At 70.3% G+C, this 25204-nt stretch carries 21 protein-coding genes and 1 pseudogene; 8 read left to right on the top strand and 14 right to left on the bottom strand.

Annotation, left to right across the window (positions count from 1 at the left end; translation table 11 throughout):
* The first annotated feature begins 334 nt into the window (after positions 1-334).
* The 3 genes from ACH4SP_RS35255 (at position 335) to ACH4SP_RS35265 (ending at position 4480) form a co-directional block, all read left to right on the top strand.
* A complete protein-coding gene (locus tag ACH4SP_RS35255) occupies positions 335-1489 on the top strand; it encodes a serine hydrolase domain-containing protein (protein WP_398421689.1) in 1155 nt (384 codons plus the stop codon).
* A 221-nt stretch (positions 1490-1710) separates the two neighbouring features.
* Complete coding sequence (locus tag ACH4SP_RS35260) at positions 1711-3750, top strand: FAD-dependent oxidoreductase (protein WP_398421241.1); 2040 nt, start codon at positions 1711-1713, stop codon at positions 3748-3750.
* A gap of 181 nt (positions 3751-3931) precedes the next feature.
* Positions 3932-4480 carry a PadR family transcriptional regulator gene (locus ACH4SP_RS35265; RefSeq protein WP_398421243.1) on the top strand — a complete coding sequence of 183 codons (549 nt, stop codon included), beginning with the start codon at positions 3932-3934 and terminating at the stop codon, positions 4478-4480.
* A 69-nt stretch (positions 4481-4549) separates the two neighbouring features.
* On the opposite strand, the gene ACH4SP_RS35270 is transcribed toward ACH4SP_RS35265, so the two are convergent.
* Positions 4550-4774, bottom strand: coding sequence for an EF-hand domain-containing protein (locus ACH4SP_RS35270; protein WP_398421244.1), 225 nt, complete (start codon positions 4772-4774; stop codon positions 4550-4552).
* Positions 4775-5024: 250 nt separating this feature from the next.
* On the opposite strand from ACH4SP_RS35270, the gene ACH4SP_RS35275 reads away from it, so the two are divergent.
* Entirely contained in the window at positions 5025-5702 is a 678-nt protein-coding gene (locus ACH4SP_RS35275; RefSeq protein WP_398421245.1) for a GNAT family N-acetyltransferase, read from the top strand.
* A 175-nt stretch (positions 5703-5877) separates the two neighbouring features.
* Here ACH4SP_RS35275 and ACH4SP_RS35280 read toward each other — a convergent pair whose 3' ends face one another.
* The 6 genes from ACH4SP_RS35280 to ACH4SP_RS35305 form a co-directional block, all read right to left on the bottom strand.
* Complete coding sequence (locus ACH4SP_RS35280; RefSeq protein WP_398421247.1) at positions 5878-7056, bottom strand: YncE family protein; 1179 nt, start codon at positions 7054-7056, stop codon at positions 5878-5880.
* Between the two features lie 47 nt (positions 7057-7103).
* Complete coding sequence (locus tag ACH4SP_RS35285; RefSeq protein ID WP_398421691.1) at positions 7104-7973, bottom strand: polysaccharide deacetylase family protein; 870 nt, start codon at positions 7971-7973, stop codon at positions 7104-7106.
* A 556-nt stretch (positions 7974-8529) separates the two neighbouring features.
* On the bottom strand, positions 8530-9039 hold the full coding sequence (locus ACH4SP_RS35290) for an ATP-binding protein (protein WP_398421248.1): 510 nt from the start codon (positions 9037-9039) through the stop codon (positions 8530-8532).
* A 378-nt stretch (positions 9040-9417) separates the two neighbouring features.
* Complete coding sequence (locus ACH4SP_RS35295; RefSeq protein WP_398421250.1) at positions 9418-10185, bottom strand: enoyl-CoA hydratase/isomerase family protein; 768 nt, start codon at positions 10183-10185, stop codon at positions 9418-9420.
* Positions 10186-10291: 106 nt separating this feature from the next.
* Positions 10292-11542 carry an Ig-like domain-containing protein gene (locus ACH4SP_RS35300; RefSeq protein WP_398421251.1) on the bottom strand — a complete coding sequence of 417 codons (1251 nt, stop codon included), beginning with the start codon at positions 11540-11542 and terminating at the stop codon, positions 10292-10294.
* Positions 11543-11727: 185 nt separating this feature from the next.
* Positions 11728-12891, bottom strand: coding sequence for an Ig-like domain-containing protein (locus ACH4SP_RS35305; protein WP_398421693.1), 1164 nt, complete (start codon positions 12889-12891; stop codon positions 11728-11730).
* Positions 12892-13240: 349 nt separating this feature from the next.
* Between ACH4SP_RS35305 and glgX the strand changes: the two genes are divergently transcribed.
* Positions 13241-15439 (top strand): glycogen debranching protein GlgX, encoded by a 2199-nt coding sequence (glgX, locus tag ACH4SP_RS35310; protein WP_398421253.1) that lies wholly within the window; start codon positions 13241-13243, stop codon positions 15437-15439.
* A 19-nt stretch (positions 15440-15458) separates the two neighbouring features.
* Here the strand turns inward: glgX and ACH4SP_RS35315 are convergent, their stop codons facing one another.
* Together ACH4SP_RS35315 and ACH4SP_RS35320 are read right to left on the bottom strand one after the other, a co-directional pair.
* Entirely contained in the window at positions 15459-16733 is a 1275-nt protein-coding gene (locus tag ACH4SP_RS35315; protein ID WP_398421254.1) for an MFS transporter, read from the bottom strand.
* Between the two features lie 1867 nt (positions 16734-18600).
* Positions 18601-18999, bottom strand: coding sequence for an ATP-binding protein (locus ACH4SP_RS35320; protein WP_398421256.1), 399 nt, complete (start codon positions 18997-18999; stop codon positions 18601-18603).
* Between the two features lie 301 nt (positions 19000-19300).
* Here ACH4SP_RS35320 and ACH4SP_RS35325 point away from each other — a divergent pair, with 301 nt between their 5' ends.
* Genes ACH4SP_RS35325 through ACH4SP_RS35335 form a run of 3 tightly spaced genes read left to right on the top strand, consistent with a single transcriptional unit; the run spans position 19301 to position 20595 of the window.
* Positions 19301-20188: a helix-turn-helix domain-containing protein gene (locus ACH4SP_RS35325; RefSeq protein ID WP_398421258.1), complete on the top strand. Its 888-nt coding sequence runs from the start codon at positions 19301-19303 to the stop codon at positions 20186-20188.
* 11 nt (positions 20189-20199) lie between these two features.
* The gene (locus ACH4SP_RS35330) at positions 20200-20379 is read left to right on the top strand and encodes a DUF397 domain-containing protein (protein ID WP_398421260.1); all 180 of its coding nucleotides are present in this window, start codon (positions 20200-20202) and stop codon (positions 20377-20379) included.
* Positions 20380-20406: 27 nt separating this feature from the next.
* Positions 20407-20595 (top strand): DUF397 domain-containing protein, encoded by a 189-nt coding sequence (locus ACH4SP_RS35335; protein WP_398421695.1) that lies wholly within the window; start codon positions 20407-20409, stop codon positions 20593-20595.
* Positions 20596-20607: 12 nt separating this feature from the next.
* On the opposite strand, the pseudogene ACH4SP_RS35340 reads toward ACH4SP_RS35335, so the two are convergent.
* The 5 genes and pseudogenes from ACH4SP_RS35340 to ACH4SP_RS35360 form a co-directional block, all read right to left on the bottom strand.
* Positions 20608-21093, bottom strand: a pseudogene (locus tag ACH4SP_RS35340) (HAD domain-containing protein); the annotation flags it as partial.
* A gap of 6 nt (positions 21094-21099) precedes the next feature.
* Positions 21100-21765: a response regulator gene (locus ACH4SP_RS35345; protein WP_398421262.1), complete on the bottom strand. Its 666-nt coding sequence runs from the start codon at positions 21763-21765 to the stop codon at positions 21100-21102.
* Complete coding sequence (locus ACH4SP_RS35350; RefSeq protein ID WP_398421264.1) at positions 21758-22999, bottom strand: sensor histidine kinase; 1242 nt, start codon at positions 22997-22999, stop codon at positions 21758-21760. Before ACH4SP_RS35350 ends, ACH4SP_RS35345 begins: the two co-directional genes overlap by 8 nt.
* Before the next feature lie 38 nt (positions 23000-23037).
* Positions 23038-23778, bottom strand: a complete 741-nt coding sequence (locus ACH4SP_RS35355; protein WP_398421265.1) for an ABC transporter permease — start codon at positions 23776-23778, stop codon at positions 23038-23040.
* A gap of 8 nt (positions 23779-23786) precedes the next feature.
* Entirely contained in the window at positions 23787-24746 is a 960-nt protein-coding gene (locus tag ACH4SP_RS35360) for an ABC transporter ATP-binding protein (protein WP_398421267.1), read from the bottom strand.
* Between the last annotated feature and the right edge of the window lie 458 nt (positions 24747-25204).

Raw genomic sequence — 25204 nt, forward strand, 5'->3', positions numbered from 1 at the left:
TTGGGCCGTTCCGACGAGTGAGACATTAGCGGATTCCTGGGCCCCGATGCCAATCGGGGTGCGCCCTCTCGAACGCGGATTCCTCATTTCGCAAATGCGCATGGAAATGAGCACGACTGACGTCGTTCTCAATGATCATGGTTTCTGCGGAATGGCCGTCACTTGCCCGGTCAGGAACCGGTACTCACATAGGACAACCCGCAGAACCTTACGGAGGCGGCGGCTCCGCGTCAAACCGGAGGGCGTACTGCCTCTTCCTGTCAGTCCGACCAGTCGGTACGTTGCGGACAGCCGAGTGTCAGGACTCCGAGGAGGGCCCGTGTCCCAGCCTGTCGTGCCGCGAATCGACGGCCGCTGCGAGGAGAGGTTCGCCGATGTGCGCGCCGCCTTCGAAGAGAACTTCCGGGAGCGCGGTGAGCTGGGCGCCGCCGTGACCCTGCGCGTGGACGGGGAGGTGGTGGTCGACCTGTGGGGCGGGTGGGCCGATGCGGACAGGACCCGGCCCTGGAAGCGGGAGACCCTCGTCAATGTCTGGTCCACGACCAAGGGGGCCACCGCGCTCTGCGCGCACATCCTGGCGGACCGGGGCGCCCTGGACCTCGATGCGCCGGTGGCCTCGTACTGGCCGGAGTTCGCGGCGGCCGGCAAGGAAGGGGTGCTCGTACGGCATCTGCTGTCGCACCGGGCCGGGGTGGCGGGGCTGCGGGTTCCGCACAGTATGGAGGAGCTGTACGACTGGGAACTCACCTGCGCGCGGCTCGCCGCGACCGAGCCGTGGTGGGAGCCGGGGACGCGGTCCGGGTATCACGCGATCACGTACGGGTTCCTGGTCGGTGAGGTCGTGCGCCGGGTGAGCGGGGTGCTGCCCGGTGAGTTCCTGGCGCGGGAGGTGACCGGGCCGCTGGGGATCGACTTCACGGTCGGGCTCCCGGAGAAGGAGTCCTGGCGGGCGGCCGAGCTGGTGCACGCGGCGGTCGAACCGACCAGTGAGCAGGCGGCGCTGTATGCGCAGTTCGAGCCCGTGGCTCTTGCGGCGCTGCTCAATCCGGGGCCCGGGGCGCGGCAGGCCAATACGGCGGAGTGGCGGGCGGCCGAGATCCCGGCGGCCAACGGACACGCGACCGCGCGTGGAGTCGCCGCGTTGTACGAGGTCTTCGCGCGGCAGGGAAGGTCGGGCGGGAAGCAGGTGCTGTCGGCGGAGGCGGCCGAGCGGGTGCGGGAGGGGCAGGGGGCCTGCCGGGACCTGGTGCTGGGGGCCGGTTTCGGGCACGACACGGAGGTCGGGCTCGGGCTGTGGCTGAGCGGGGCGAACGCTTCGTACGGACCGAACCCCCGGGCCGTCGGGCACGACGGGTTCGGCGGGTCCTGCGGGCTCGCGGACCCGGAGGCGGGGCTGAGTCTCGGGTACGTCATGAACCGGATGGGGCCGAACATCGCCGACGATCCGCGGAAGATGGCTCTGGTGGCGGCGGTGTACGACTCGCTCTGAGCGTCCCTCGCGCGGGTGGAAGGGGGCTGGCCCCGGTCCCCCACCCCCGGCCCCGGCCCCAGCCCCAGCCCTGGCCTGGCCTGGCCTCGCCCCCGCCCTCGCCCCTCGTGTGACTCACGGCTCATGCCTCGGGGGCACCTCGGCGCCTATTATGCAACTAGTTGCATAACTGTTGTCGCGTGAGCGCTTGGACCCCGAGCGCATGGACCTGGAGGCGTCGGATGAGCCAGTCGAGCCCGTCGAGTCAGTACCCCCACCTGTTGGCCCCGCTGGACCTGGGCTTCGTCACTCTGCCCAACCGGGTGGTCATGGGGTCCATGCACGTAGGGCTGGAGGAGGCGGAGCGCGGGTTCGAGCGGATGGCCGCCTTCTACGCGGAGCGGGCGCGCGGCGGGGTCGGGCTCATGGTCACCGGGGGCATCGCGCCGAACGACCGCGGGCGTCCGTACCCCGGCGGTGCCAAGCTGACGACTCCCGAGGAGGCCGCGCAGCACCGCGTCATCACGGACGCCGTGCACGGTGCCGGCGGACGGATCGCGATGCAGATCCTGCACTTCGGGCGGTACGCGTATCACCCCGAGCTGGTCGCGCCGAGCGCTCTGCAGGCTCCGATCAGCCCGTACGTACCGCAGGCGCTGACGGACGCGGAGGTCGAGGAGACCGTCGAGGACTTCGTACGGGCGGCGGGGCTGGCCAAGGAAGCCGGGTACGACGGTGTCGAGATCATGGGGTCGGAGGGGTACCTGATCAATGAGTTCATCGCCTCGCACACCAATAAGAGGAACGACCGGTGGGGCGGTTCGTACGAGAACCGGGTGCGCTTCCCGCTGGAGATCGTGCGACGGGTGCGGGAGCGGGTCGGTCCCGACTTCATCCTGATCTACCGGCTGTCGATGCTGGACCTGGTGCCAGGCGGGTCGACGTTCGACGAGGTGGTGGAGCTGGCGAAGGCGGTGGAGGCCGCCGGGGCGACCATCATCAACACCGGGATCGGGTGGCACGAGGCGCGGATTCCGACCATCGCGACGTCCGTGCCGCGCGGTGCGTACGCCTGGGTGACCAAGCGGGTCATGGGGTCGGTGGGGATTCCGCTCGTGACGACGAACCGCATCAATACGCCGGAGCTGGCGGAGGAGCTGCTGGCGGGCGGGTTCGCGGATCTGGTGTCGCTGGCGCGGCCGTTCCTGGCGGACCCGGAGTTCGTCGCCAAGGCGCGGGACGGCAGGGCCGAGTCCATCAACACCTGCATCGGGTGCAACCAGGCCTGCCTGGACCACACCTTCAGCGGGAAGATCACGTCCTGTCTGGTGAACCCGCGGGCCTGTCACGAGACCGAGCTGGTTCTGACGCCGACGCGGCTGCGCAAGCGCGTCGCCGTCGTCGGGGCGGGTCCGGCCGGCCTCGCATGTGCGGTGACGGCGGCCGAGCGGGGGCACGCGGTGACGCTGTTCGACGGAGCCGACGTGGTGGGCGGGCAGCTGAACGTCGCGCGGCAGGTGCCCGGCAAGGAGGAGTTCAACGAGACGCTGCGCTACTTCCGCAACCGGCTCCAGGAGTACGGGGTCGAGGTCAGGCTGGGGAACGTCGTGACGCGTGAGGCGCTGGAGGCGGGATCGTACGACGAGGTGGTGCTGGCGACCGGTGTCACGCCGCGCGTCCCCGAGATCGACGGCGTCGGCCACCGGAGCGTCGTCCGCTATCTGGAGGTGCTGCGCGGTGAGGTCGAGGTCGGCGAGCGGGTGGCGATCCTCGGGGCCGGCGGGATCGGGTTCGACGTCGCGGAGTTCCTGACCGACGAGGGCGAGGAGGCGTCGCTCTCCCCCGAGGTGTTCTTCCGGCAGTGGGGTGTGGACATGGAGTACGAGGGCCGGGGCGGGCTGCGGGCCCCGGAGCGGCCGAAGTCGACGCGGACCGTGCACCTGCTCCAGCGGAAGGAGACCAAGGTGGGCGCCGGGCTCGGGAAGACGACGGGGTGGATCCACCGCACCGAGCTGGCACAGCGCGGCGTGACGATGGTCGCCGGGGCGACGTACGAGCGCATCGACGACGAGGGGCTGCACATCGTGGTGGGCGGCGAGCGGAGAGTGCTGGCGGTGGACACCGTCGTGCTGTGCACGGGGCAGGAGCCGCGCCGGGACCTGTACGAGGAGCTGGTGGCCGGTGGCGTACCGGTTCATCTGATCGGTGGTGCGGACGTGGCTGCGGAGTTGGATGCGAAGCGGGCGATTCTGCAGGGGACGGAGGTGGCGGCGGCCTTGTAGGCCGGACCGCTGGTGGGTCGGCGGTCCGGCCTGCTGGTTGACCTGCCGGTGGGTCCTTGGTCGGCCTGCCGGTGGGTCCTTCGTCGGCCTGTCGGTTGACCTGCCGGTGGGTCGGCGGTTGGTCTGTCGGCTGGTCGTCGGTTGGTCTGTCCGTGCTCGTGCCGCTGCCTAGGATGCGCTCATGTCACTCCCCCACGCGATCCTCACCGCCCTGCTGGAGAAGCCGTCCTCCGGGCTGGAGCTGACTCGGCGGTTCGACGTCTCCATCGGGTACTTCTGGTCGGCGACGCACCAGCAGATCTACCGCGAGCTGGGAAAGCTGGAGCAGGCCGGGCTCATCCGGGCGCTGCCGCAGGACGTGCCGACGCGGGGGCAGAAACGGGAGTACGAGGTCCTGGCGGCCGGGCGCGAGGAGCTGGTCGCGTGGGTGGCCAAGGCCGAGGATCCCAAACCGCTGCGGGACGCGTTCGCGCTGCGGCTGCGGGCCGCGGCGATGGTGGGGACCGGCGAGCTGCTCGCGGAGGTGGAGCGCCATCTCGGGCTGCACCGCGTGCAGTTGGCGACGTACCAGGAGTTCGAGAAGCGGGACTTCCCGACGCGGGCGACCGGCCGGGAGGAGCGGCTTCAGCATCTGGTGCTGCGGGCCGGGATCGAGATGGAGCGGTTCTGGGTGGGGTGGCTGGAAGAGGCCATGGTGGAACTGCGGGAGCTGCGGGAGCTGGACGGCTAGGCCGGACTGCCGGAGAGGAAGTGGGTGAGGGCCGGAACCCCCGACGGGGTTCCGGCCCTCACCCGTGCATCAGCCCTGGCGGGAGGCCAGGAACTCGTCGAAGCTGAGCCGGCCGTCGCCGTTGCCGTCGTGGGCGTTGATGATGGCCTGGGCCACGGTCTCGGTGACGGTGAAGTCGCCGAGCTCCGCCATCACGCTCTTGTACTCGGCAGCGGTGATCGTGCCGTCGCCGTTCTTGTCGAACTTGCCGAACGCCTTGCGCGCCGAATCGATGTCGATGTCGATGTCCGCCATGTGGTCCACCCCTTGGTGCAGTCAGGCCGGTCGCTGTCGTCACTGTCGGCCGGGCCAATCAATACGGCGACAGATTAGCGGCCCCGGTACGCACCGGGGTGGGGCGGGTTCGGGAACCGGGCGGGCAGTGCGGGTGGGCGTACGGGGTCAGTACGGGGTGGGCGTACGGGGGCAGTACGGGGTGGGCGTACGGGGTCAGTACGGGTGGGGCGACGCCAAGGGCGGAACGTGCCGGTGCTTGGATCTCTCCATGACAGATCAAGTCACCGCTGCCTGCGGCCCCAACTCGCTTGCCCAATTCCTCGATTCGGCCGCTCGCGGGGTGTTTCCGCCGCCGGACGGCGGCGTGACCGTCGTGCCGCAGGCAAATCAGCGGGTGGCGGGCGTGCTGTCCTTCACCGCCCACTCGGTGATCTTTACGGACCAGGATCCGGAGTGGATACGTACGACGCTGGCGGCGACGCCGTGCGATCCGCTCGCGGCGTCCATGAATCCGCGATTCCTGGTGGCGCTCGCGGAGCGGGCCGGGCGGCGGATGAACGACACGATCGACCTGCTCGCCGTGGCGGGTGCACTGCCGGGCCGCCCGGATCCGGAACTGGGGCTGAAGGAGATCGACGACCCTTCGCATCCGCGGGTGGCACGGGCGATGAAGTTCCGGGACGAGGTGCGGATGTGGGCGGCGGCCGCCGGGGGCGTGCTGGTGCTGGGACGGGGCGTGGCCGGGCGCTGGGAGGCGGCGATCGAGGTCGACGAGGGGGTGCGGGGGCGGGGTCTTGGGCGTCAACTTGCGGTGGCGGTGCGGCAGTTGGTGCCGGGGCCGGTTGTCTGGGCGCAGCAGCCGCCAGGGAACGCTCGGAGCGTGCGGACTTTTCAGGGGGCGGGGTTTCGGCCGGTGGGGTCGGAGGTGTTGATGGTGCGGGCGTAGGGGGCGGGGGGTGAGGTGGGGGGAGGTGGGGGGAGGTGGGGGGGAGGTGGGGCGCGGGGCGGCGGGTGGTCACCTGCGGGTGCGTCGTGGCTGGCCGCCGGGCGGGTGCGCTTCGTGCGGGTGCGTCGTGGCTGATCGCGCAGTTCCCCGCGCCCCTAAAAGCCAGCCCCGTGCGCTACCGGAAGATCCCCGTGTGGCCCAGTGAGTAGCGGCCCGGCTGGGGGTAGACCGCGAGGCCGTGGGGGCCGTCCCCGACCGGGATGCGGGCCAGCTGCTTTCCGGACCTCGTGTCGATCGCGTACACCTCGGAGTCGTAGCGTCCGGCGAGCCAGAGGACCTTGCCGTCCGCCGAGACTCCGCCCATGTCGGGGCTGCCGCCGTCCGGCAGGTGCCACTTCTTGGTGAGCTTGTTCTTCGCGAAGTCGAAGACCGAGATCGAGCCCTCGCCCCGGTTGGGGACGTACATCTCCTTGGAGTCGCGGGAGATGTAGAGGCCGTGGCAGCCCTTGCCGGTGGGGAGGAGTTTGGGGGCGGTGAACTTCTCGCCGTCCAGGACCCACATCCCGTGCGCCATCATGTCGGCGATGTAGAAGGTCTTGCCGTCCGGGGAGATCTTCACGTCCTGCGGCATCGCCCCTTCGAAGGGGAGTTTCTGCTGGCCGACGACCTTCATCTGCTCCGTGTCGACCTTGAGGAGTTCGCCGGAGAACTCGCAGGAGACCACGAAGTAGCGGCCGTCCGCGGAGAAGTCCGCGTGATTGACGCCCGCGCAGGTGACGGGGACGGTCTTGACCCGGTTCATGGTGTGCGGGTCGCGGAAGACGAGTTCGCGGTCCATGGACGCCATGACGATCGCGTGCTTGCCGTTCGGCGTGAAGTAGAGGTTGTACGGGTCGTGGACCTCGACCGGCTTTCCGGCGACCCCGTTGGCCGGGTTGATCGGGGTGAGGGAGTGGCCGCGGTTGTTGTTGACCCAGAGGGTCTTCATGTCCCAGGACGGGACGACGTGCTGCGGCTGGATGCCGACCGGGATCGTCTCGATGACCTTGTACGTGGCCGGGTCGATGACCGAGACGGTGTTGGAGTTGGTGTTGGGGACGTAGACCCGGGAGGGGAACTTTCGGGCCACCGGGGCGATGTTGCCGGGGCGGTTGGCCGCGTAGATGTCCTGGGGGTTCTGCACCGGCGGCATACCGGGCAGGCCGGCCGGGGCCGCCTTCTTGAGGTGGGCGGGCGGGGCCTCGGCCTTTGTGCCGATCGCCTTCACGCCGGTCTTGTCGGACGGGTCCGCGCAGCCCGTGAGGGCGGAGAGCAGGGCGGTCGCCGCGCACAGGGCCCGGGTGCGGGGGGACATGCGGGGCGACGTGCGAGGAGAGGTGCGGGGGGACAGGGGCAGCGGGGTCATGGGGTCAGCAGCTCCGTGGTGGTCACCGCGCGCAGCTTGCGGCGGTGGAGGTCGTCGAGGAGGGCGGGCAGCGCGGCGACCGTGTCCGCGTAACCGAAGTGCAGGCTCACCACGGATCCGTTGCGGATCTCCCCGGCGACCTTGTGGGTGACGGCCGTCGCGCCGGGCGAGGTGAAGTCGAGGGAGTCCACGTCGTACGAGAGGACGTGGGGGTAGCCGGCCCGGCGGGCGAGCCGCTGCACGAGCGGTGTCGCGTACTGGGTGCGGGACGGACGGAACCAGGTGCCGATCGAGCCGGTGAGACGGCGCAGGCGCTGGGCGCAGTCGGTGATCTCGCGGTACGCCTCCCCCTCGGGCATCTCGGAGACGGTGAGGTGCCGCTGGGTGTGGTTGCCGAGGTCGTGACCGCCGTCGAGGATGCGGCGGGCGAGGGCGGGGTGTTCGTCGAGCCAACTGCCGACGGCGAGGACGGTGATGCGGGCCCCAGCGCGTTCGGCCTCGGCGAGGAGGGACGTGGCGATGGCCGGGTCGCCCTGGCCGTGGAAGGTGAGGGCCACCTGGGGGCGGTCGCGGGGGCCGTGCTCGATCTGGGCGGGGTGGCCGGGAAACCGGCGGGGCGCGGGAGCGGGCACGGAGCCGTGGCCGGACTTGGCGTGTCCGTGGCCGTGGCCGGACTTGGTGTGCCCGTGGCCGGACTTGGCGTGGCCGTGGTCGCTCCCGCGCCCGGCGTCGCCGCCCTGGTGCGTGGGGTCCGGTGTGCCGGTTCCGTCGTCCGCCCGGAGCCCCGACGCTCCGGAGCCGTTCGGTCGCGCGCACCCTGCCGCGAGCGCGCCCGCCAGTGCGGCGCCGGTTCCGGCCCGCAGCAGGGCGCGGCGGCCGGATCGTGGGGCCGGACCGTCTTCCGCGGTGGCGGGTGTCGTTCCGGTTTCTCCGCGCAGCCGGCTGCGGCGGTCGGTCGGTGGTGCGATGGGGCTCACCTCGCCAGGTGGGGGTGGGGGCAGGGTGAGCCCCGAGTGAGCACCATAAATGTGAAAAGAGACGAATGTGCCGATTGCTCCTTTAGGAGCGTTTCGGGACCGCTGCGGTACCTGCGGTATCCAACATGCGACCGCACCCCTCAGCTCGATGAATCACGCATCGAATCCCATAGTTATGCAGCGAATGCGAGGTGAGTGGTCCACCTCACCAACGATTCACTTCTAAAGTGTGATGGTCTGTGGTGATTTGCCCGAGTAGGGACTTTTGGCTTGAAGCCCCCTGTCTGCCATAGTCGGAGACACGAACCCCATTGACCCGGGCCAGTTCGTCACCCAGGCCCTGGAGCACACCCCTTTTCCCGCTCCACGGCCCCCACGGAAGCCCCCGCAGTGCGCCCCACCCCGGCGCCTGGGGGCTTCTGGCGTTTCCGGGCCCGTACGACCTCTAGCGCTCGCGGTCGACGACCCGCATCTCGAACCACGTCGTCTTGCCGCGCGGCAGCAGGTCCACGCCCCACCGGTCGGAGAGCTTGTCCACCAGGAACAGGCCCCGGCCGCTGACATCCGTCTCGCTCACCGGCATCAGGCACGGCAGGCCGCGCGACGGGTCGCGCACCTCGATGCGGATCCAGCCCCGGCGGCGCAGCATCCTCAGCCCGAAGACCCGGGCGCCGGTGTGCCGGACGGCGTTGCCCACGAGCTCCGAGACGAGCAGCACCGCGAACTCCGAGACCTGCGGGGAGAGCCCCCACTTCCGCTGTACGACCCACAGCGCGAGCCGGCGCGCGGTGCCCGCGGACTCACCCAGCGAGGGCAGCTTCACCTCGCCCTCCGTCGGGTCCCCGAAGGCGTCCAGCTCCGTGCGCGTCCGTTCGTCCTCGACGGCCGGCATCCACCGCGCTGCGGTCAGATGCCCCTGCTGCCGCGGTTCCTCCACACCTTCCAGGCCCGCCATGCCCCCATCATGGCTGCACCCGGTGCGGTCCGGGACCGTTCCGGGGGAATCAATCCCCCGGAACAGGCCCCCCGCGGGGCGGCTTCTGACATATGACGGAGACAAGAGCGAGCGTCCGCGACAGCGCTGACCTGCGACTACCCACCGCGCGCGAGTGATCACCCGCAGTGCCGTACAAGAACGCCTTAAGGCTCTCTTAAGGCTGAGCTAAGCCGCGAACCCCTCACACGGATGATTCACGGACGACTCATGGACGGCTCATGGACAGCTCGCGGGTCACCCATGGACGGCTCATGGGTCGCCCATGGACGACCCACGGGTCACCCATGGGCGACCCATAGCCGCCCCACAGGTGACCCTCCATCAATTCGCCGCTCCTCAGAGGAACTTGGCCTTGCCCGGACCCTCCTCCACGAAGCTGCGCATACCGCGCTCGCGGTCCTCGGTCGCGAACAGGGCTGCGAACCAGGTGCGTTCGACGGCGAGGCCGGTCTCCAGGTCCGTCTCCAGGCCGGTGTCGATGGACTCCTTCGCCGCGCGCAGCGCCAGCGCCGGGCCCTGGGCGAGCTTCGCGGCCCATGCGTGCGCCTGCTCGTACACCTCGGCGGCCGGTACGACCCGGTCGACCAGGCCCATCGTGAGGGCTTCGTCCGCCTTCACCATGCGGCCGGTGAAGATGAGGTCCTTGGCCTTGGAGGGGCCGACGAGGCGGGAGAGGCGCTGGGTGCCGCCGGCGCCCGGGATCACTCCGAGCAGGATCTCGGGCTGGCCGAGCTTGGCGTTGTCGGCGGCGATGCGGAAGTCCGCGCAGAGCGCCAACTCGCAGCCGCCGCCCAGCGCGTAGCCGGTGACGGCGGCGACGACGGGCTTGGGGATGCGGGCGACCGCGGTGAAGGAGTCCTGGAGCGCACGGGCCCGTCCGACCATCGCGGCGTGGTCCATCGCCTGCATCTCCTTGATGTCCGCGCCCGCCGCGAACACCTTCTCGCCGCCGTAGACGACCACGGCGCGCACGTCGTCGCGGCCTGCGGCCTCCTCCGCGAGCTCGCGCAGGCGGTCCTGGGTGGCGATGTCGAGGGCGTTCATCGGGGGGCGGTCGAGGCGGATCGTGCCGACGCCGGAGGTGACTTCGAGAGTGACTGTCATAGGGGCGAGGTTAGCGGCCGTTCACCGAGAGGGGACCGGCACATACGGACGGGCCCGGTGCACTTGGTCACAGTGCGCCGGGCCCGTACGGGTGGGACAGGTGGGGCTACTTGGTCCACTCCGCCCACGACATGTTCCAGCCGTTGAGGCCGTTGTCGGGAGCGATCTGCTTGTCGTGGGAGTTCTTGACGATGACCACGTCACCGATCTGCGAGCCGTTCCAGAACCAGGCCGCCGGGGTGCCGCTGTCCCCCGCGCCGCGCTGGTCGCGCAGGCCGACGCAGCCGTGGCTGACGTTGGCGGAGCCGAAGGTGTCGGACGAGGCCCAGTAGTTGCCGTGGATGAAGGTGCCGGAGTTCGACAGGCGCATGGCGTTCGGGACGTCCTTGATGTCGTACTCGCCGCCGAAGCCGACGGTGGCGCCGTTCATCCGGGTCACCTTGAGCTTCTCGCTGATGACCATCTGGCCGTTGTACGTCGTCGTGGACGGGGCTCCGGCGGTGATCGGGATCGTCCTGACCAGCTTGCCGTCGCGGACGACCTTCATCGTCTTGCTCTTGGCGTCGACGGTGGAGACCTGGCTGCGGCCGATGGTGAACTTCACCGTCCGGTTCTGCTTGCCGTAGACGCCGGGGCGGCCCTCGACGCCGTCCAGGTTCATCCTGACGGTGACCTTGGTGCCCGGCGCCCAGTACTTCTCGGGGCGGAAGTCCAGCCGGTCGTTGCCGAACCAGTGGCCCTCGATCGGCACGGACGGCTCGGCCGTCACCTTGATCGCGTTCCGTACGGCTTCCGGCGAGGTGATGCCGCGGGTGAAGTGGAAGGACACCGGCATGCCGACGCCGACCTTGGTGCCGTCCTCGGGCCGGAACTCACCGATGAAGGTGTTTTTCGGGACGAGGGTCGTGAAGGTGGTGTCCTGGGCCGACGCGCGGCCCTCGGCGTCCTTCGCGATGGCGTGCACCTTGTACGTCGTACTGGCGGCGAGGTGGTGGGAAGGCTCCCAGCCGGTGCCGTCGGCGGCGAGCTTGCCCTCGACCTCGTTGCCCTTGGAGTCGGCGACCTTGACCTCGGACAGCTTGCCCTTGTCGGCGGTGATCTTCAGGGTGCCGCTGGTCGCGACGTCCTTGGCGCCGTTCTTCGGCGTGACGGTGACGACCGCCTGGGACGCCTTGGTGTCGGCCTGGTCGGCACCCGGCTTCGCCCTGTCCGGCTTGCCCGTGTTGTTCGATCCGTCGCCGCCGCAGGCGGTGACCAGGAGCAGCAGGGCGCCGAGTACGAGCGCGAGAAGTGCCCGGCCGCCGCGCGGACGTATTTCGCTGGCCCCGGAAGTAACCGGGATCGGCTGCCTGTTCAATGTGGAATTCTCCCCTCGCGCACGGCCCTGACCAGGCCCGCACCCCCGCACGCAACCACCGCGCACTGTGCGCTAGATAATCACATCGGGCGCGCCGGGGACTCCCCTGGAATGTCACCGTTCAGTCCCAAGGTTCCTTCCCAGAATTCGGTCCCGAGACGCAGGCCAGGGCCGCCGCGGGGCGGTCAGCGCAGGGCGGAGCCCGCCGTCCATTGGTCCCAACCCATGTTCCAGCCGCCAAGGCCGTTGTCGGGAGCGACCTTTCGGTCACGTGAGTTGACCACCTCGACGACGTCGCCGACGAGCGTGCGGTCGAAGAACCAGCCGGCCGGGGCGCCCGAGCTGCCGCCCTTCTCGTCGCGCAGCCCGATGCAGCCGTGGCTGGCGTTGCTGGAGCCGAAGACTCCGCTCGACCAGTAGTTGCCGTGCAGGAAGGTGCCGGACGAGGTGAGGCGGACGGCGTGCGGGACGTCCGCGATGTCGTACTCGCCGCCGAAGCCGACGGTGCGGCCGTTCATCCGGGTCACGTCGTGCATCTCGCTGACCACCATCTTCCCGTTGTACGTGGGGTTCTTGTCGGTGCCGGCGCTGATCGGCAGCTCGGAGAGGACCTCGCCGTCGCGGGTGACGGTCATGGTGTGCTCCTCGGCGTCGACGAGGGAGGTCTGGTGGCGGCCGACGGTGAAGGACACCGACTTGTTCTGGATTCCGTAGACGCCGGGGGCGGCCGGTACGTCGCGCAGCCGGATGTCGGTGGTGACGCGGGTGCCGGGACGCCAGTACGTACGCGGCCGGAAATCGAGGCGTTCCTTGCCGAACCAGTGGCCGACGACGGGGACGGCGGGCTGCGAGGTGACGCGGATGGCGCGCTCGACGGCGGCCTTGTCCACGATGGCCCGGTTGAAGGAGAAGGAAATGATCATGCCGGTGCCGACGGTGGAGCGGTTCTCCGGTTTGAAGTAGCCGATGAAGCGCTCGTCGGGGACGTGGGTGGTGAAGGAGGTCGTACGGGCGGACCGGTGGCCGTCCTCGTCGACGGCGACCGCGTGGACGGTGTACTTGGCGGCCAGTACCAGCTTCCCTGTGGTGTCGGCGGCGTCCGGCTGCCAGGAGGTGCCGTCGGCGCTGATCCGTCCCCGTACCTCCTGCTGCTCGGAGTCCTCGACGCGCAGGACCTTGACCCGCTCCAACGTGCCGTCGGGGACGGTCACTTCGAGCGGGGTGCCGACCTGGACGTCCTTGGCGTTGTCGGCGGGGGTGATCCGGATCGCCTCCTCGGGAGAGAGGGGCTCGGAGTCGAACCAGGAGCCGACGCCGCCGGCGGAGCAGCCGGTGAGGGCGAGGGCCAGGGTCAGGGCGACTCCGGCGAGGGTTCTTGTCACAGGGCGTCTCCCGTTCGGGCCAACGGCCAGCGGCCTGCGGGGGAAACGTGAGTGCGAGCGCCACTCTGGGCATGACAGCAGGGAGGACCTCATGTGGAGAGCCTGGCGGCCGGGACGCCGTCGTGCCTCTCGACTCGCCGGTCCCCGACGAGTCGCGGGAGGCATAACGGTGTCGAGCGCACCCGAACAGGACGTGCAGCAAGGACGCGGGAGCGAGGCGCTCCACGGCTCCCCGGCCGGTTCACCGACCGGCCCTTCGACCGGTTCTTCGACCGGTTCTTCGACCGGTTCACCGACCGGGGCCGCGACGGAGGCCGTGAGCGGTAACGGCCACCGGGAGCGGCCCGGCGAGAGCCCCCGGCCACCCGTGTGGCCGGGGGCTCCGAACCCCCTGGGGGCCCGGTTCAGGGTCGGCCCCGACGGGGTGGCGGGGACCAACTTCGCACTGTGGGCGGGCGGTGCGGAGGCCGTCGAGCTGTGCCTCTTCGACGAGGAGGGCGGGAAGGGCGGCGAGACCCGCTGCCCCTTGAGCGAACTGACGCACGAGGTGTGGCACGGCTTCGTGCCGGGGGTGCACCCCGGGCAGCGGTACGGATTCCGGGTGCACGGGCGGTGGGACCCGTGGACCGGCGCCCGCTGGAACCCGGCGAAGCTGCTGCTCGACCCGTATGCGCGGGCGGTCGACGGCGACTTCGTCCTCCCGCCCGAGGTGTACGGGCACGTACGGGACTGGCCGCAGCAGCACGTCGCCGACACCGTCCGCGACGAGCGGGACTCCGCTCCGTACGTCCCGAAGGGTGTCGTCGTCCACGATGACGACGACTGGGCGGACGACCGGCGGCCGAAGACGCCGTGGGCGGACTCGGTGATCTACGAACTGCACGTGCGCGGCTTCACGATGCGGCATCCGGGGATCCCGGAGGAGCTGCGGGGCACGTACGCGGGTCTGGCACATCCGGCGGCGATCGAGCACCTGGTGCGGCTGGGGGTGACGGCGGTGGAGCTGCTGCCGGTGCACCAGTTCGCGCACGAGGACCACCTGCTGCGGCGGGGACTCAAGAACTACTGGGGCTACAACTCCGTCGGCTACTTCGCCCCGCACGCGGGGTACGCGGCGACCGGGACGGCGGGGCAGCAGGTCGGCGAGTTCAAGCGGATGGTGCAGGCGCTGCACGCGGCCGGGATCGAGGTGATCCTGGACGTGGTCTACAACCACACGGCGGAGGCGGGCGAGTTGGGGCCGACGCTGTCGATGCGGGGGATCGACAACCGGGGGTACTACCGGCTGCAGGGCGACGCACGGCGGTACGCGGACTACACGGGGTGCGGGAACACGCTGCACGTCGTCCAGCCGCATGTGCTGAGGCTGATCACGGACTCGCTGCGGTACTGGGTCAACGAGATGGGGGTGGACGGCTTCCGGTTCGACCTGGCGGCTGCGCTGGCGAGGTCGATGCACGACGTCGACATGCTCTCCCCGTTTCTCGCCGTGATCGCCCAGGACCCGACGCTGCGCCGGGTGAAACTGATCGCGGAGCCGTGGGACGTGGGGAGCGGGGGCTACCAGGTCGGCGCCTTCCCTCCCCTGTGGACGGAGTGGAACGACCGCTACCGGGACGCGGTACGGGACTTCTGGCGCGGCGCACTGCCGGACGTACGGGACCTTGGCTACCGGCTGTCGGGGTCGAGCGACCTGTACGCGTGGGGCGGCCGGCGCCCGTACGCCTCGGTCAACTTCGTGACGGCGCACGATGGTTACACGCTGCGGGACCTCGTCTCGTACGAGCAGAAGCACAACGGGGCGAACGAGGAGGGGAACCGGGACGGGACCAACGACAACCGGTCCTGGAACTGCGGCGCGGAGGGCGAGACCGACGATTCTTCTGTGCTGGCCCTGCGGCGACGGCAGTTGCGCAACCTGGTGACGACGCTGCTGCTGTCGACGGGCGTGCCGATGCTGGTCGCGGGCGACGAGATGGGGCGTACGCAGGGCGGCAACAACAACGCGTACTGCCAGGACAACGGGATCAGCTGGGTGGACTGGTCCCTCCTTGAGGAGCCGGGGTGGCGCTCGCTGTTCGACCTGACGTCGCGACTCCTTGCCCTTCGACACGCGCATCCGGTGCTGCGGCGGCGGGCGTTCTTCTCCGGTCGACCCCAAGAGGCCGACGGGCTGCGGGACTTGGCGTGGTTCACGGTGCACGGGGAGGAGATGACGCAGGACGACTGGTACGCGCCGGCGGCGACGCTCGGGATGTATCTGTCGGGAACCGACATTCCGGGGCGGGACGCGCGGGGCGAGAAGGTCGTGGACGAGAGCTTCCTGGCGGTGCTGCACGCGGGCGCGGACCCGGTGGACTTCCGGCTGCCGGGGGAGCCGTGGGCGGCGTGTTACGAGGTGGTCGTGGACACGTCGGCGGAGGAGCAGGGGGATGTGGCGGGGATGCGGTACGAGGGGGGCGAGGTGGTTTCGGTGCCGGAGCGGGCGGTGGTGTTGATGCGGGTGGGGCGGTAGGGGGCGCGCTGGGGCGGCTTCACTTGTCGGTCGGTCCGGGCTCGGCCCCGTACGGCCAGGCGACCCGCTTGGCGAAGTGGGTCCACACCACCAGGACGGCAAGTACCGCGGTGGCGCCGCCGAGCGCCATGACCACGGAGGGGGAGGTCCGGTCCAGGGCCATTCCCCCGACGAGGGCGCCGACCGAGAAGGTCGCCTGGAAGGACGCGGTGAACAGGACCGACGCCGCTTCCGGAGCGTCGGGCACCGCCTTGGCGAACCAGGTCTGCGAAGCGACCGGCACGGCACCGTACGCAATACCCCACACCACCAGCAGCACCACCGCACCGGCCTCGCCTCGACCCAGCACGGGAAGCAGCAGGGTCGACACGGCGATCAGGCCCGCGGCGAGCCCGAAGGTGGCGTGCGGAGACCGGGCCGCCAGGGAGCCTCCAAGGAAGTTGCCGAGGATGCCGGCGGCGCCGTAGATCAGCAGGAACGCGGTGATCAGGCTGCTCGCGTCGCCCCCGGTGGTCTGTTGGAGGAACGGCGTCACATAGGTGTACGTGCCGAAGTGGGCGAGTACGACGAGGAAGGTGAGCAGTAGCGCGAAGCGGATGTTGACGCTGCGGCACATGCGGGCGAGCACGCTCAGCCGGGTGGGCCGGACCGGGGGCAGCGGCGGCACGGTCAGGAACAGCATGATCAGCACTCCGACCGTCAGCACACCCATGGCCAGGAACGCCGCGCGCCATCCCGCGAGGTCTCCGACGAGGGTGCCGAGCGGCACCCCGAGCACGGATCCCAGCGGAACGGCCGAGAAGATCACGGCCGTTGCCCTGCCGACGGAAACAGGGGGCACCAGCCGCCCCGCCACCCCGGCCCCGATCGACCAGAAGCCACCGATCGTGATCCCGACCATGATCCGGGAGATCAGTACGAGCCAGTAGTCCGGGGCGGTTGCGGCCAGGAAGTTCGCCAGTGCCAGCAGCAGGAGAAGGAGGCACAGCATCAGGCGGCGGTCCATGCGTGCCGTGGCGACGGTGATCAGCGGGGCGGAGAACGCGGCGAGAAGCCCCGGCATGGTCATCATCAGCCCCGCCGTCCCGTCGGAGACGGTGAAGGAGTCTCCGATGGAGGTGAGCAGACCGATCGGCAGGATCTCGGTGGTGACGATGGCGAAGATTCCCAGCATCACGGAGAGGACGGCGGGCCATCTGGCGCGGGGTGAGCGAGGGGGGAGCGCGGCGCTGTCGGAGGCTGTGGTGGGGGTGGGGGTGGGGGAAGTGGCGGGGGTGGGGATTGAGGTGGGCATGGGTCCGTCCTGCGTGTGGTGGCCAACGCGTTTCACGGCCAGTGCAACAGGCCAGGCCCGGGGTGGCTGGCAGCTCTGCGACAGCACCCTGGCGTTTCGTGGTGGTGTCGCATTCCCGCGCGGGAGGGGTACGCGCGGATTCGAGCTACGGGGGCTGGGGCTCTTTAAGTAGGTTGCCTGGGCGGGGTGTTGGGGCGCGGGAGCGGGAGCGGGGCCGGAGGTGGGCTGGGACCGGAGGTGGGCTGGGACCGGAGGTGGGCTGGGGTGGGCGGTGTGGGGGTGGGGGTGGGGCGGGGTCGGAGGGTGGGGGTTTCGGGCTGCCCCCTTGGCGGAATAGTGGCGCTTCCGGGGGCCCTGTAAAGGGCGCTCCCTGCGGTCGCGTCGGCTGCGCCGATTCCGCTGCGCTTCACCCTTGACAGGGCCCCCTCCAGCGCAAGTGAGAGTAGCCAAGGGGGCAGCCCGAAAGAACGGGTCCCGGGGGAGGTGCGGGGAGTGGTGCGGGTTTCGTTGCCGGGTGGCGGGTGTGTGGGTGGGGGCGCCGGGAATCCCTGCGGCCGATTTCCGGATCCCGTCCGCCGGTGGGTGGGGGCTTCGGGAATCCCTGCGGGTGGATGCCAGGCCCTTTCCGCCGGTGGGTGGGGGCTTCGGAGATGGGTGGCCGTTGGTTCGACCTGTTGGGGTGGGTGGGGGTGCGCCGACCTGAATGGGGCTGCTGGGGCAGGTATGGCGGCTGGTTGGGGTTGGGGTTCAGGCTGGTGGCTGGTGTGGGTGGGGGGATGCGGGCTACGGGGACGCAGATGTGGATGGGGAGTGATGCGGGGCGAGGAGCGTGGGCGGGTGGGGTGGTGTCGGGGAGATGGGGAAGTGCGTGGTGGGGAGGGGTGGTTGTCTCATTTCCTCTGTGCGGAGGTAGGGGGTCGGATTGATGTCTCGGTGGCTCGTGTAAGCGAGACATTCTTCCGAGGGGGTGACCGGGCGAGGCGCGGGAGGGACGCGAGGCCCGGCCCGCATAAAGAGGGCAAGGGGTGCGGGCAAGGACAGGGGGAGGGGCACGGACAGGGGCAGGGGCACGGACAGGGGTGCGAGTTTGAGCCAGGGCCGGATGGCCGGTCTCCGCCCATGAGCCCCACTCCCGCCTTCCGCTCGGGCCTCCACCTCCACTTCCACTTCCGCCTTCGCCCCCGTCCAGGGAGTCAGCCCCCATCAGGCCGGTTGCCCGGGGCGGCGCTTCACGTGGTGCACCACACCAGGCTCTGTCGCCCCACGTCTCTCCTCCTGTCACTGGGCGGACGGGACTGGGTGGATTACCGAGCGTTGATCGCAACTTTCCCCACACAGTCGCCTCTCCCGCATCCCGCCAGGGATACGCACCCCCACTCACCGGTCACGTCCCAGCGCTACGGCCACCCCTCCCCCAGGCCCCCACCCACCGGCACTCAGGTCCACCGACCACCGGACCACTTCCCGGCACCCCCACCCACCGGCGCCCAGGTCCACCGACCACCGGACTACTTCCCCGCGCCCCCACCCACCGGCGCCCGCGATTGCGCACAACCCGGACCACTTCCCGGCGCCCCCACCCACACACCCGCCTCCCGGCCACGAAACGCCGGCCGATTCCCGGCCTCCTCCGTGGCCACCCCCCCCCGGGCGCCCCCCTCAAAAAACCCAGCGCTGGAGGGGGCCCTGTCAAGGGTGAAGCGCAGCGCAATCGGCGCAGCCGACGCGACCGCAGGGAGCGCCCTTTACAGGGCACCCGGAAGCGCGACCATGAAAAGAGGGGCGGCCCTACCGGAACCCCTCCAACACCGCACCCGCCTGGATGGCTGGCGCGTCACCCGGTACCGCGCGCGGTCGCCCGTGGCGCTCAGTCGCGGTTGAGTTGGAACCACACGCCCTTGCCGTGGGCGACCTCGCTGATACCGCAGAGGTCGGAGAGCGCGGTGACGAGGAAGAGGCCACGGCCGTGCTCGTCGTTGCTCTTCGCCCGGTGCGGGGCGGGGAGTTCGGGGCTGTTGTCGTAGACGGCGATGCGGATGTGGGTCCGCTCGACGCGGGTTCTGAGGTGGACGTCGCCCTTGGCGTGCTGGTGGACGTTGGTGACCAGCTCGGAGGTGCAGAGTGCGGCGGTTTCGGCGAGTTCACCGAGGCCGAGGGTGGCCAGGGCGCTGCGGACGAAGTCGCGGCAGATCTTGGGCGAGGTGGGGTCGTTCGGGGTGAACAGGGTGTACGAGCAGGGGAGTTCGGGCACGTCGGATTCGCCCACGGGATGCCTCCAGGCATGGAAGGGGGGTTGCGTTCGCGTGATCGACATCCCGGCCACCAGTGGCAGTACCGCCCCCGCGGGCACACACCCGTCCGGAGCGGGTGGTGGATCGGGCGGTGCACTTCTGGTGGGCGGGCAGGGTTCTGCTGTCGATGAGCGAGGCTTCCGACATCGCTGTGTGAGCGTCGCCATACACAAGGTAGCGACCAAGTCATCAGATCTGCAACCTGCTTGATGGATTCGGTGGACCACCCGCCCCACCAGCGGCAGACTGTCACCGAAGCTGACGGAGGTCGCCGCTGTGGCACTACGGACGAACATCACCGAGCGGCAGCGCCGACTCGGCGCAGAGCTGCGCAAGTTGCGGGAACACGCAGCCCTGACGGTCAATGAAGCGAGCAGGTCGATAGGCATGGGGGCTGCGCACCTCAGCCACATCGAAGCGGCTCGCACCGCGATCCCCACGGATCGACTCACCGCACTGCTCCGGACGTACGGTGTCAGTTCTGAGCCGTACATCGCCGCTCTCGTGGGCATGGCCGAGAGCAACGGGCGTGGCTGGTGGTCCGACTACCGCAAGTCCATGGGCAAGTCCGCACTCGACCTGGCGGAGCTGGAGTCGCGGGCGACCCGTATTCGCAGCCACGAAACGCTCCTGGTTCCGGGCCTGTTGCAGACCGAGGCGTACATGCGCGCGCTCTTCCGCAGCGCACGACCAGGTGCCACTCCGGAGGAGATCGAGGCATCCGTTCGATTCCGGCTCGACCGGCAGCGCGTCCTGGCGGACAGCTCCGAGACCTCGTTCCATGCCATCGTGCACGAGGCGGCGTTGCGCATCGCCGTAGGCGGTTCACACGTGATGCGCGGGCAGCTCACGCGCCTGATCGAGGCGGCCGAACGGCCGGGAACGACCATCCAAATCCTGCCTTTCGAGGCGGGTTCACGGGCCTGGTTCGGTACGCCGTTCCTCATCCTCCGGCCCGGGGTAGAGGAACTGGAGACGGTCATCCTCGAACATCCAGCCGAACCACTGCGGTTGGGCGACAACGAGTCGATCGCTCGTTACGACAGCACCTTCGACGGCCTGGCCAAGAGCGCACTGCCCGAAGTAACCCCGGACCGCGCCCCTTCCCGGCACGAGGCCCGGGACTCCTGGGGGCTCATCCAGCACGTCCTGTACACCCACTAAGAATTGGCCCCATGTCTGAACTCCTCTGGCAGAAGTCCACCTTCAGCGACGGTGCAGGCGACAACTGCGTCAACGTCGCCTCCTCTGACGGAACTGTCCACCTCCGCGAGAGCGACGAGCCCGAGGTCGTCCTCACCACCACTCCCCACGCCCTCGCCGCCCTGCTCCGCACCGCACAGTCAGCAAACTGACCCCGGCCTCCGAGGAGAATTGACACCATGTCCGAACTCCCTTGGCAAAAATCCACGTTCAGTGAGGGCGCAGGCAACAACTGCGTCAACGTCGCCTCCTCCCCCGACCGCCCCCACACCCTCCACCTCCGCGAGAGCGACACCCCCGAAGTCGTCCTCACCACCACCCCCCACGCCCTCGCCGCCCTGCTCCGCTCCGCGCGGGCCATGGCCTGAGCACCGCGTCTGCAGCGACGCCCGCCAGGCCAGCAGGTTGTCGACGATCCGCGAGGTCAGGCCGAGGGCGGGGTTCGTGGGCACCAACAGGGTCGGTGCGGTCCGGCCGTGTGCCCAGGTCCATGCCTCGGGTGTGTGCGCGTCGTCCACCCACGCGGCCGGGCGGTCGCCGGCGAAGGTGTCGATGGCGGGCACCTTCGCCGACGGTTCGAACGGTACGGGCGGGAAGCGGAGGACCGGCAGGGTCGGCAGGTTCAGGGCGGGCGCGAGGAGGGTGTTCGCCTCGTCCTCCCAGCCCGTCGCCCAGACCAGTTCGAAGTCCCGGCCGAGGCGGTCGAGCCACCGGCCGTGCTCGTCGCAGAGGCGGACCGGTGGGTCCTCGTCGGGGAAGAACGCGTGCTCGCGGTAGCCCGGCGGGCAGGTGTCGGCCGCGAACGGGTTCAGCACTCCGTCGACGTCCAGGAGGAGGAGTGGGTCGGTACGGCCACCCTGGCTCACGTGCCGTCAGCCGAGGATGCCGCGCTCGTAGGCCCTCGCCACCGCTGCCGCGCGGTCGTTGACGCCCAGTTTGGCGTAGAGGTGGGTGAGGTGCGTTTTGACCGTGGCTTCGCTGATGAAGAGGATGCGGGCGATCTCGCGGTTGGACATGCCCTTGGCGACCAGGGCGAGGACCTCGCGTTCGCGGGCGGAGAGGGGTGACTCCGAGGCGGCCTGCGCGGGGCGGGGGTTGCGGACCTGGGTGACCAGGCGGGTGGCGACGGCCGGGGAGAGGACCGTGCGGCCTGCGGCGGCAGCTCGTACCGCGGTGAAGAGTTCGTCGCGGGGGGCGTCCTTGAGGAGGTAGCCCGTGGCGCCCGCCTCGATCGCGGGAAGGGTATCCGTGTCCGTGTCGTAGGTGGTGAGGACGAGGACCTTGGAGGGGAGGGCGCGGCGGGTGATCTCGGCGATGGCGGCCACTCCCCCGCCGCCCGGCATGCGGAGGTCCATGAGGATCACGTCGGGGGCCAACTCCGCAGCCAGTTCGACCCCTTGCGGGCCGCTCGCCGCCTCGCCGAGGACTTGGAAGCCGGGGGCCGTCGCGAACATTCCGCGCAGGCCGTCCCGTACCACCGGGTGGTCGTCGACGATCAGGAGGGTGATGACGGCAGGTGCGTCGGGTGTCTCAGCCATGGGGGAGCAAGGGTACGCGGGCGGAGACCGCCGTGCCGAGGCCAGGCTCGGACTCCACCACCACCGTGCCCGCGATGCGTTCGGCGCGGGTGCGCATTCCGTCGAGGCCGAAGCCGCCCGCTTCCGTACGGGCGGCGACCGCCGACGGGTCGAAGCCGGTGCCGTCGTCGCGGACGTCGAGGGCGACCTCGTCCTCCATGTAGGAGAGGGTGACGCCGGCCCGGGTGGCGCGGGCGTGCCGGGAGGTGTTGCTGAGGGCTTCCTGGGCGATACGGAGGAGGGTGGCGGCGACCTCCTCGTGGAGGGGTTCCTCGGTGCCGGTGACGGTGAACCCGGTGCGGATTCCGGTGCGTCGGGAGTAGTCGGCGACGGTCTTCTTCAGCGCTTCGGGGAGGGTGTCGTGTTCGAGGGCTGCGGGGCTGAGGTTCTGCACCGAGCGGCGGGCCTCGCCCAGGCTGGTGCGGGCCAGGTCCTGGGCGCGGGAGAGGTGGACGGCGGCCGTGTCCGGGTCGGTGGTGGAGGTGACGACCTGGAGCTGGGCGATGATGCCGGTCAGGCCCTGCGCGATGGTGTCGTGGATCTCGGCGGCGAGCCGGCGGCGTTCGTCGGAGACCCCTGCTTCCCTTGCCTGGAGGAGGAGTTGCTCGTGCAGGCCGGCGTTCTCGGCGAGGGTCTGCTCCAGGCGCGCGTTGGTCTCTTCGAGGGCCGCGATCGCCGCCTCCTTGCCCTTGGCCATCTCCGCCTCCCGCGCGCCCAGGTGCACGAAGAACGAGGTGAGCGAGGCGTTGATGAGGAACAGGATGCCGAAGGCGGTCCAGGACATCAGGTCGTCCGGCGGCAGCCCGCCGGACTGGGACCCCGCGAGGATGACGGCGGTGATCAGGATGCCGGCCCTGGTCGCCCTCGGGGGCAGCAGGTAGGGCGTGTCGACGTAGCCGATGCTCGCGTAGATCGCGAAGAACGGGTTGATCCAGGTGAGAGCGAAGGCGATGGCCGTACGAACGACGTAGTAGACACGGCCAGGGACGGAGAGCTCGGGCTGGTCCCGGCGGATCCGGTTCCAGCACAGGTGCAGGACCGCCGTCACCGCGACAAGCGCTCCGACGGCGATTCTCTCCGCGTCGCCCTTCATGACCAGGGGGGCCGCCGCGTACCCGATCACCGTGGAGAGGAAGAGCAGGGCGAACGGGCCGAAGCGGTGGAACTGGTCCATGCGTTCTTCGACGCTCGCCATGCCTGTGCTCTCCCCCTGGTGGTCGGCCGGCGCGTCCCCTACTCCCACTTGAACCAGCGGGACGCGGCTGCGATCAGCACAATCATCCATGCCGCGAGCACACCCAGGTGGTCCCAGCCCGGCCAGGCTCCGAGCATCGCGTCGTCGAGTGCCTGCGAGGCGGCGCCGAGCGGGGTGATCTCGACGATCGCCCTGAGGGTGTCGGGCATCGCCTGGACCGGGATCCAGACGCCCGCCGTGAACATCGTCGGGAAGAAGATCACCGACCCGACCGCCTGTGCGGCCTTGGTCGTACGGGTGACGGCGCAGACGGTCGCGCCGAGGGCGAGCGCGGCGAGGACGGCGAGGGCGAGGGCGAGGACGTAGCCGAAGAGCTGCTTCGGGAGCGCGACGTCGAAGGCGAGCCTGCCGACCAGCAGGACGAGCAGCCCGGAGCCGAGCGCGGCGACCGCGTTCACCACGATCTGCGCGCCCAGGAGCGTGGCGGGGCGTACCGGAGTGGTCGACATACGGCGCAGGATGCCGCGTTCGCGGTACCCGACAAGGGTCGGCGGCATGGCCTGGAGGCCGGCCATGATCATGGAGAGGAGCACGGCCACGGGGACGTACAGGTCGATCGTGCGGCGCCCGCCGAGGTCGGCCGAGGGCTCGCGGAAGTCGGGGATCATGCCGAGGATCACCATCAGTACGGTCGGGAAGAGCAGGACCCAGAAGAGGGCGCCGGGCTCGCGGCCGAAGAGACGGGCTTCCGTGCGCAGGACTGCGGTGCTGGCGGACATGGTCGTGATCACGCTGCCTTCGTGGTGGTGGCGGGGGTACGGGCTTCGCTGCTCTCCGCGCCGGTCCCCGTGCCGTTCTCCGTGAGGTCGAGGAACGCGTCGTCCAACGTGGCCTCGGTGACCCGGAGTTGGTGCGCCTCGATGTGGTGGAGGGCGAGGAGCGAGATCACGGCGTTGACGGTGCGGTCGGTGCCGTTGATGACGATGCGGTTGCCTTCCCGGTCGACCGAGGCGGCCTCGGGGAGACCGGCCAGCGCGGTGGGTTCCAGCGGGCGGGACGGGGTGAAGCTGATGACCGTGGAGCTGGAGGAGCGGCGGATCAGGCCGGACGGCGAGTCCAGGGCGGCGACCCGGCCCTTGTCGATGACGGCGATGCGGTCGCAGAGGCGCTGGGCCTCCTCCATGAAGTGGGTGACGAGGAGGACGGTGACACCGGAGTCGCGTACGTCCTCGATCAGCTTCCAGGTGTCGCGGCGGGCGCGCGGGTCGAGGCCGGTGGTCAGCTCGTCGAGGACGACGACCTTCGGGTTGCCGATGAGGGCGAGCGCGATGGACAGGCGCTGCTTCTGGCCGCCGGAGAGCTTGGCGAAGCGGGTGGTGAGTTTGTCGGTGAGGCCGAGGCGTTCGGCGAGGGGCCGCCAGTCGGCGGGGTTCGGGTAGAAGGACGCGTACAGCTCCAGCGCCTCGCGGACCAGGATCTTGGGCTGGAGCTCGCTCTCCTGGAGCTGGGCGCCGAGGAGGTGGGTGACCTTCTTGTGGTCGGCGACCGGGCTGAACCCGGCGACGCGGACGGTGCCGGAGTCGGGGGTGCGCAGGCCCTCGACGCACTCGACGGTGGTGGTCTTGCCCGCGCCGTTGGGACCGAGGATCCCGAAGATCTCGCCCTCCTCGACGGTGAAGGAGACGCCGTCGACGGCGGGCCGGCCGGCGTAGGTCTTGCGGAGCTCGCTGACTTCGATGAGGGACATGGGAGGAGCATCGCGCCGGGCGGAGCGCGCCGGTATCGGCCATCGCGCTCGACCGGGCCATCAGCCGATCGGCTGATGGCGACACCGGTCGGGGGACCCGTCCCCTACGACACCCGGAGGCGGGGTGGGCGGGTCGGGGGGGGCCGTGCGTACGGGACCCGGAGGCGGGTCGGGGTTCGTACGTACGGGACGGCGGAGCCGGGATGGGGAGCGGACCTACAGCAACCTGAGAAGGCCGGGATTCGTACCTGCGGAACCGGGGGGGACGGCTCGGGATGCGGACGGGCCCGGGGACGGCATGGGGTGCGGGCGTACGGGACGCGAGCACGTCATGGGGCGCGGGCGACGGCTCCCGGGCACGGCTCGGGATGCGGACGTACGAAACCAGGGGGCGGCATGAGGTGCGTCCGCACGAGACGCCGGGACGGCATCGGGGGCGGGCGGGCCTCCGGGGACGG

Origin of the sequence: Streptomyces sp. NPDC021093 (assembly GCF_044333135.1) — a bacterium.
Lineage (GTDB): Bacteria > Actinomycetota > Actinomycetes > Streptomycetales > Streptomycetaceae > Streptomyces.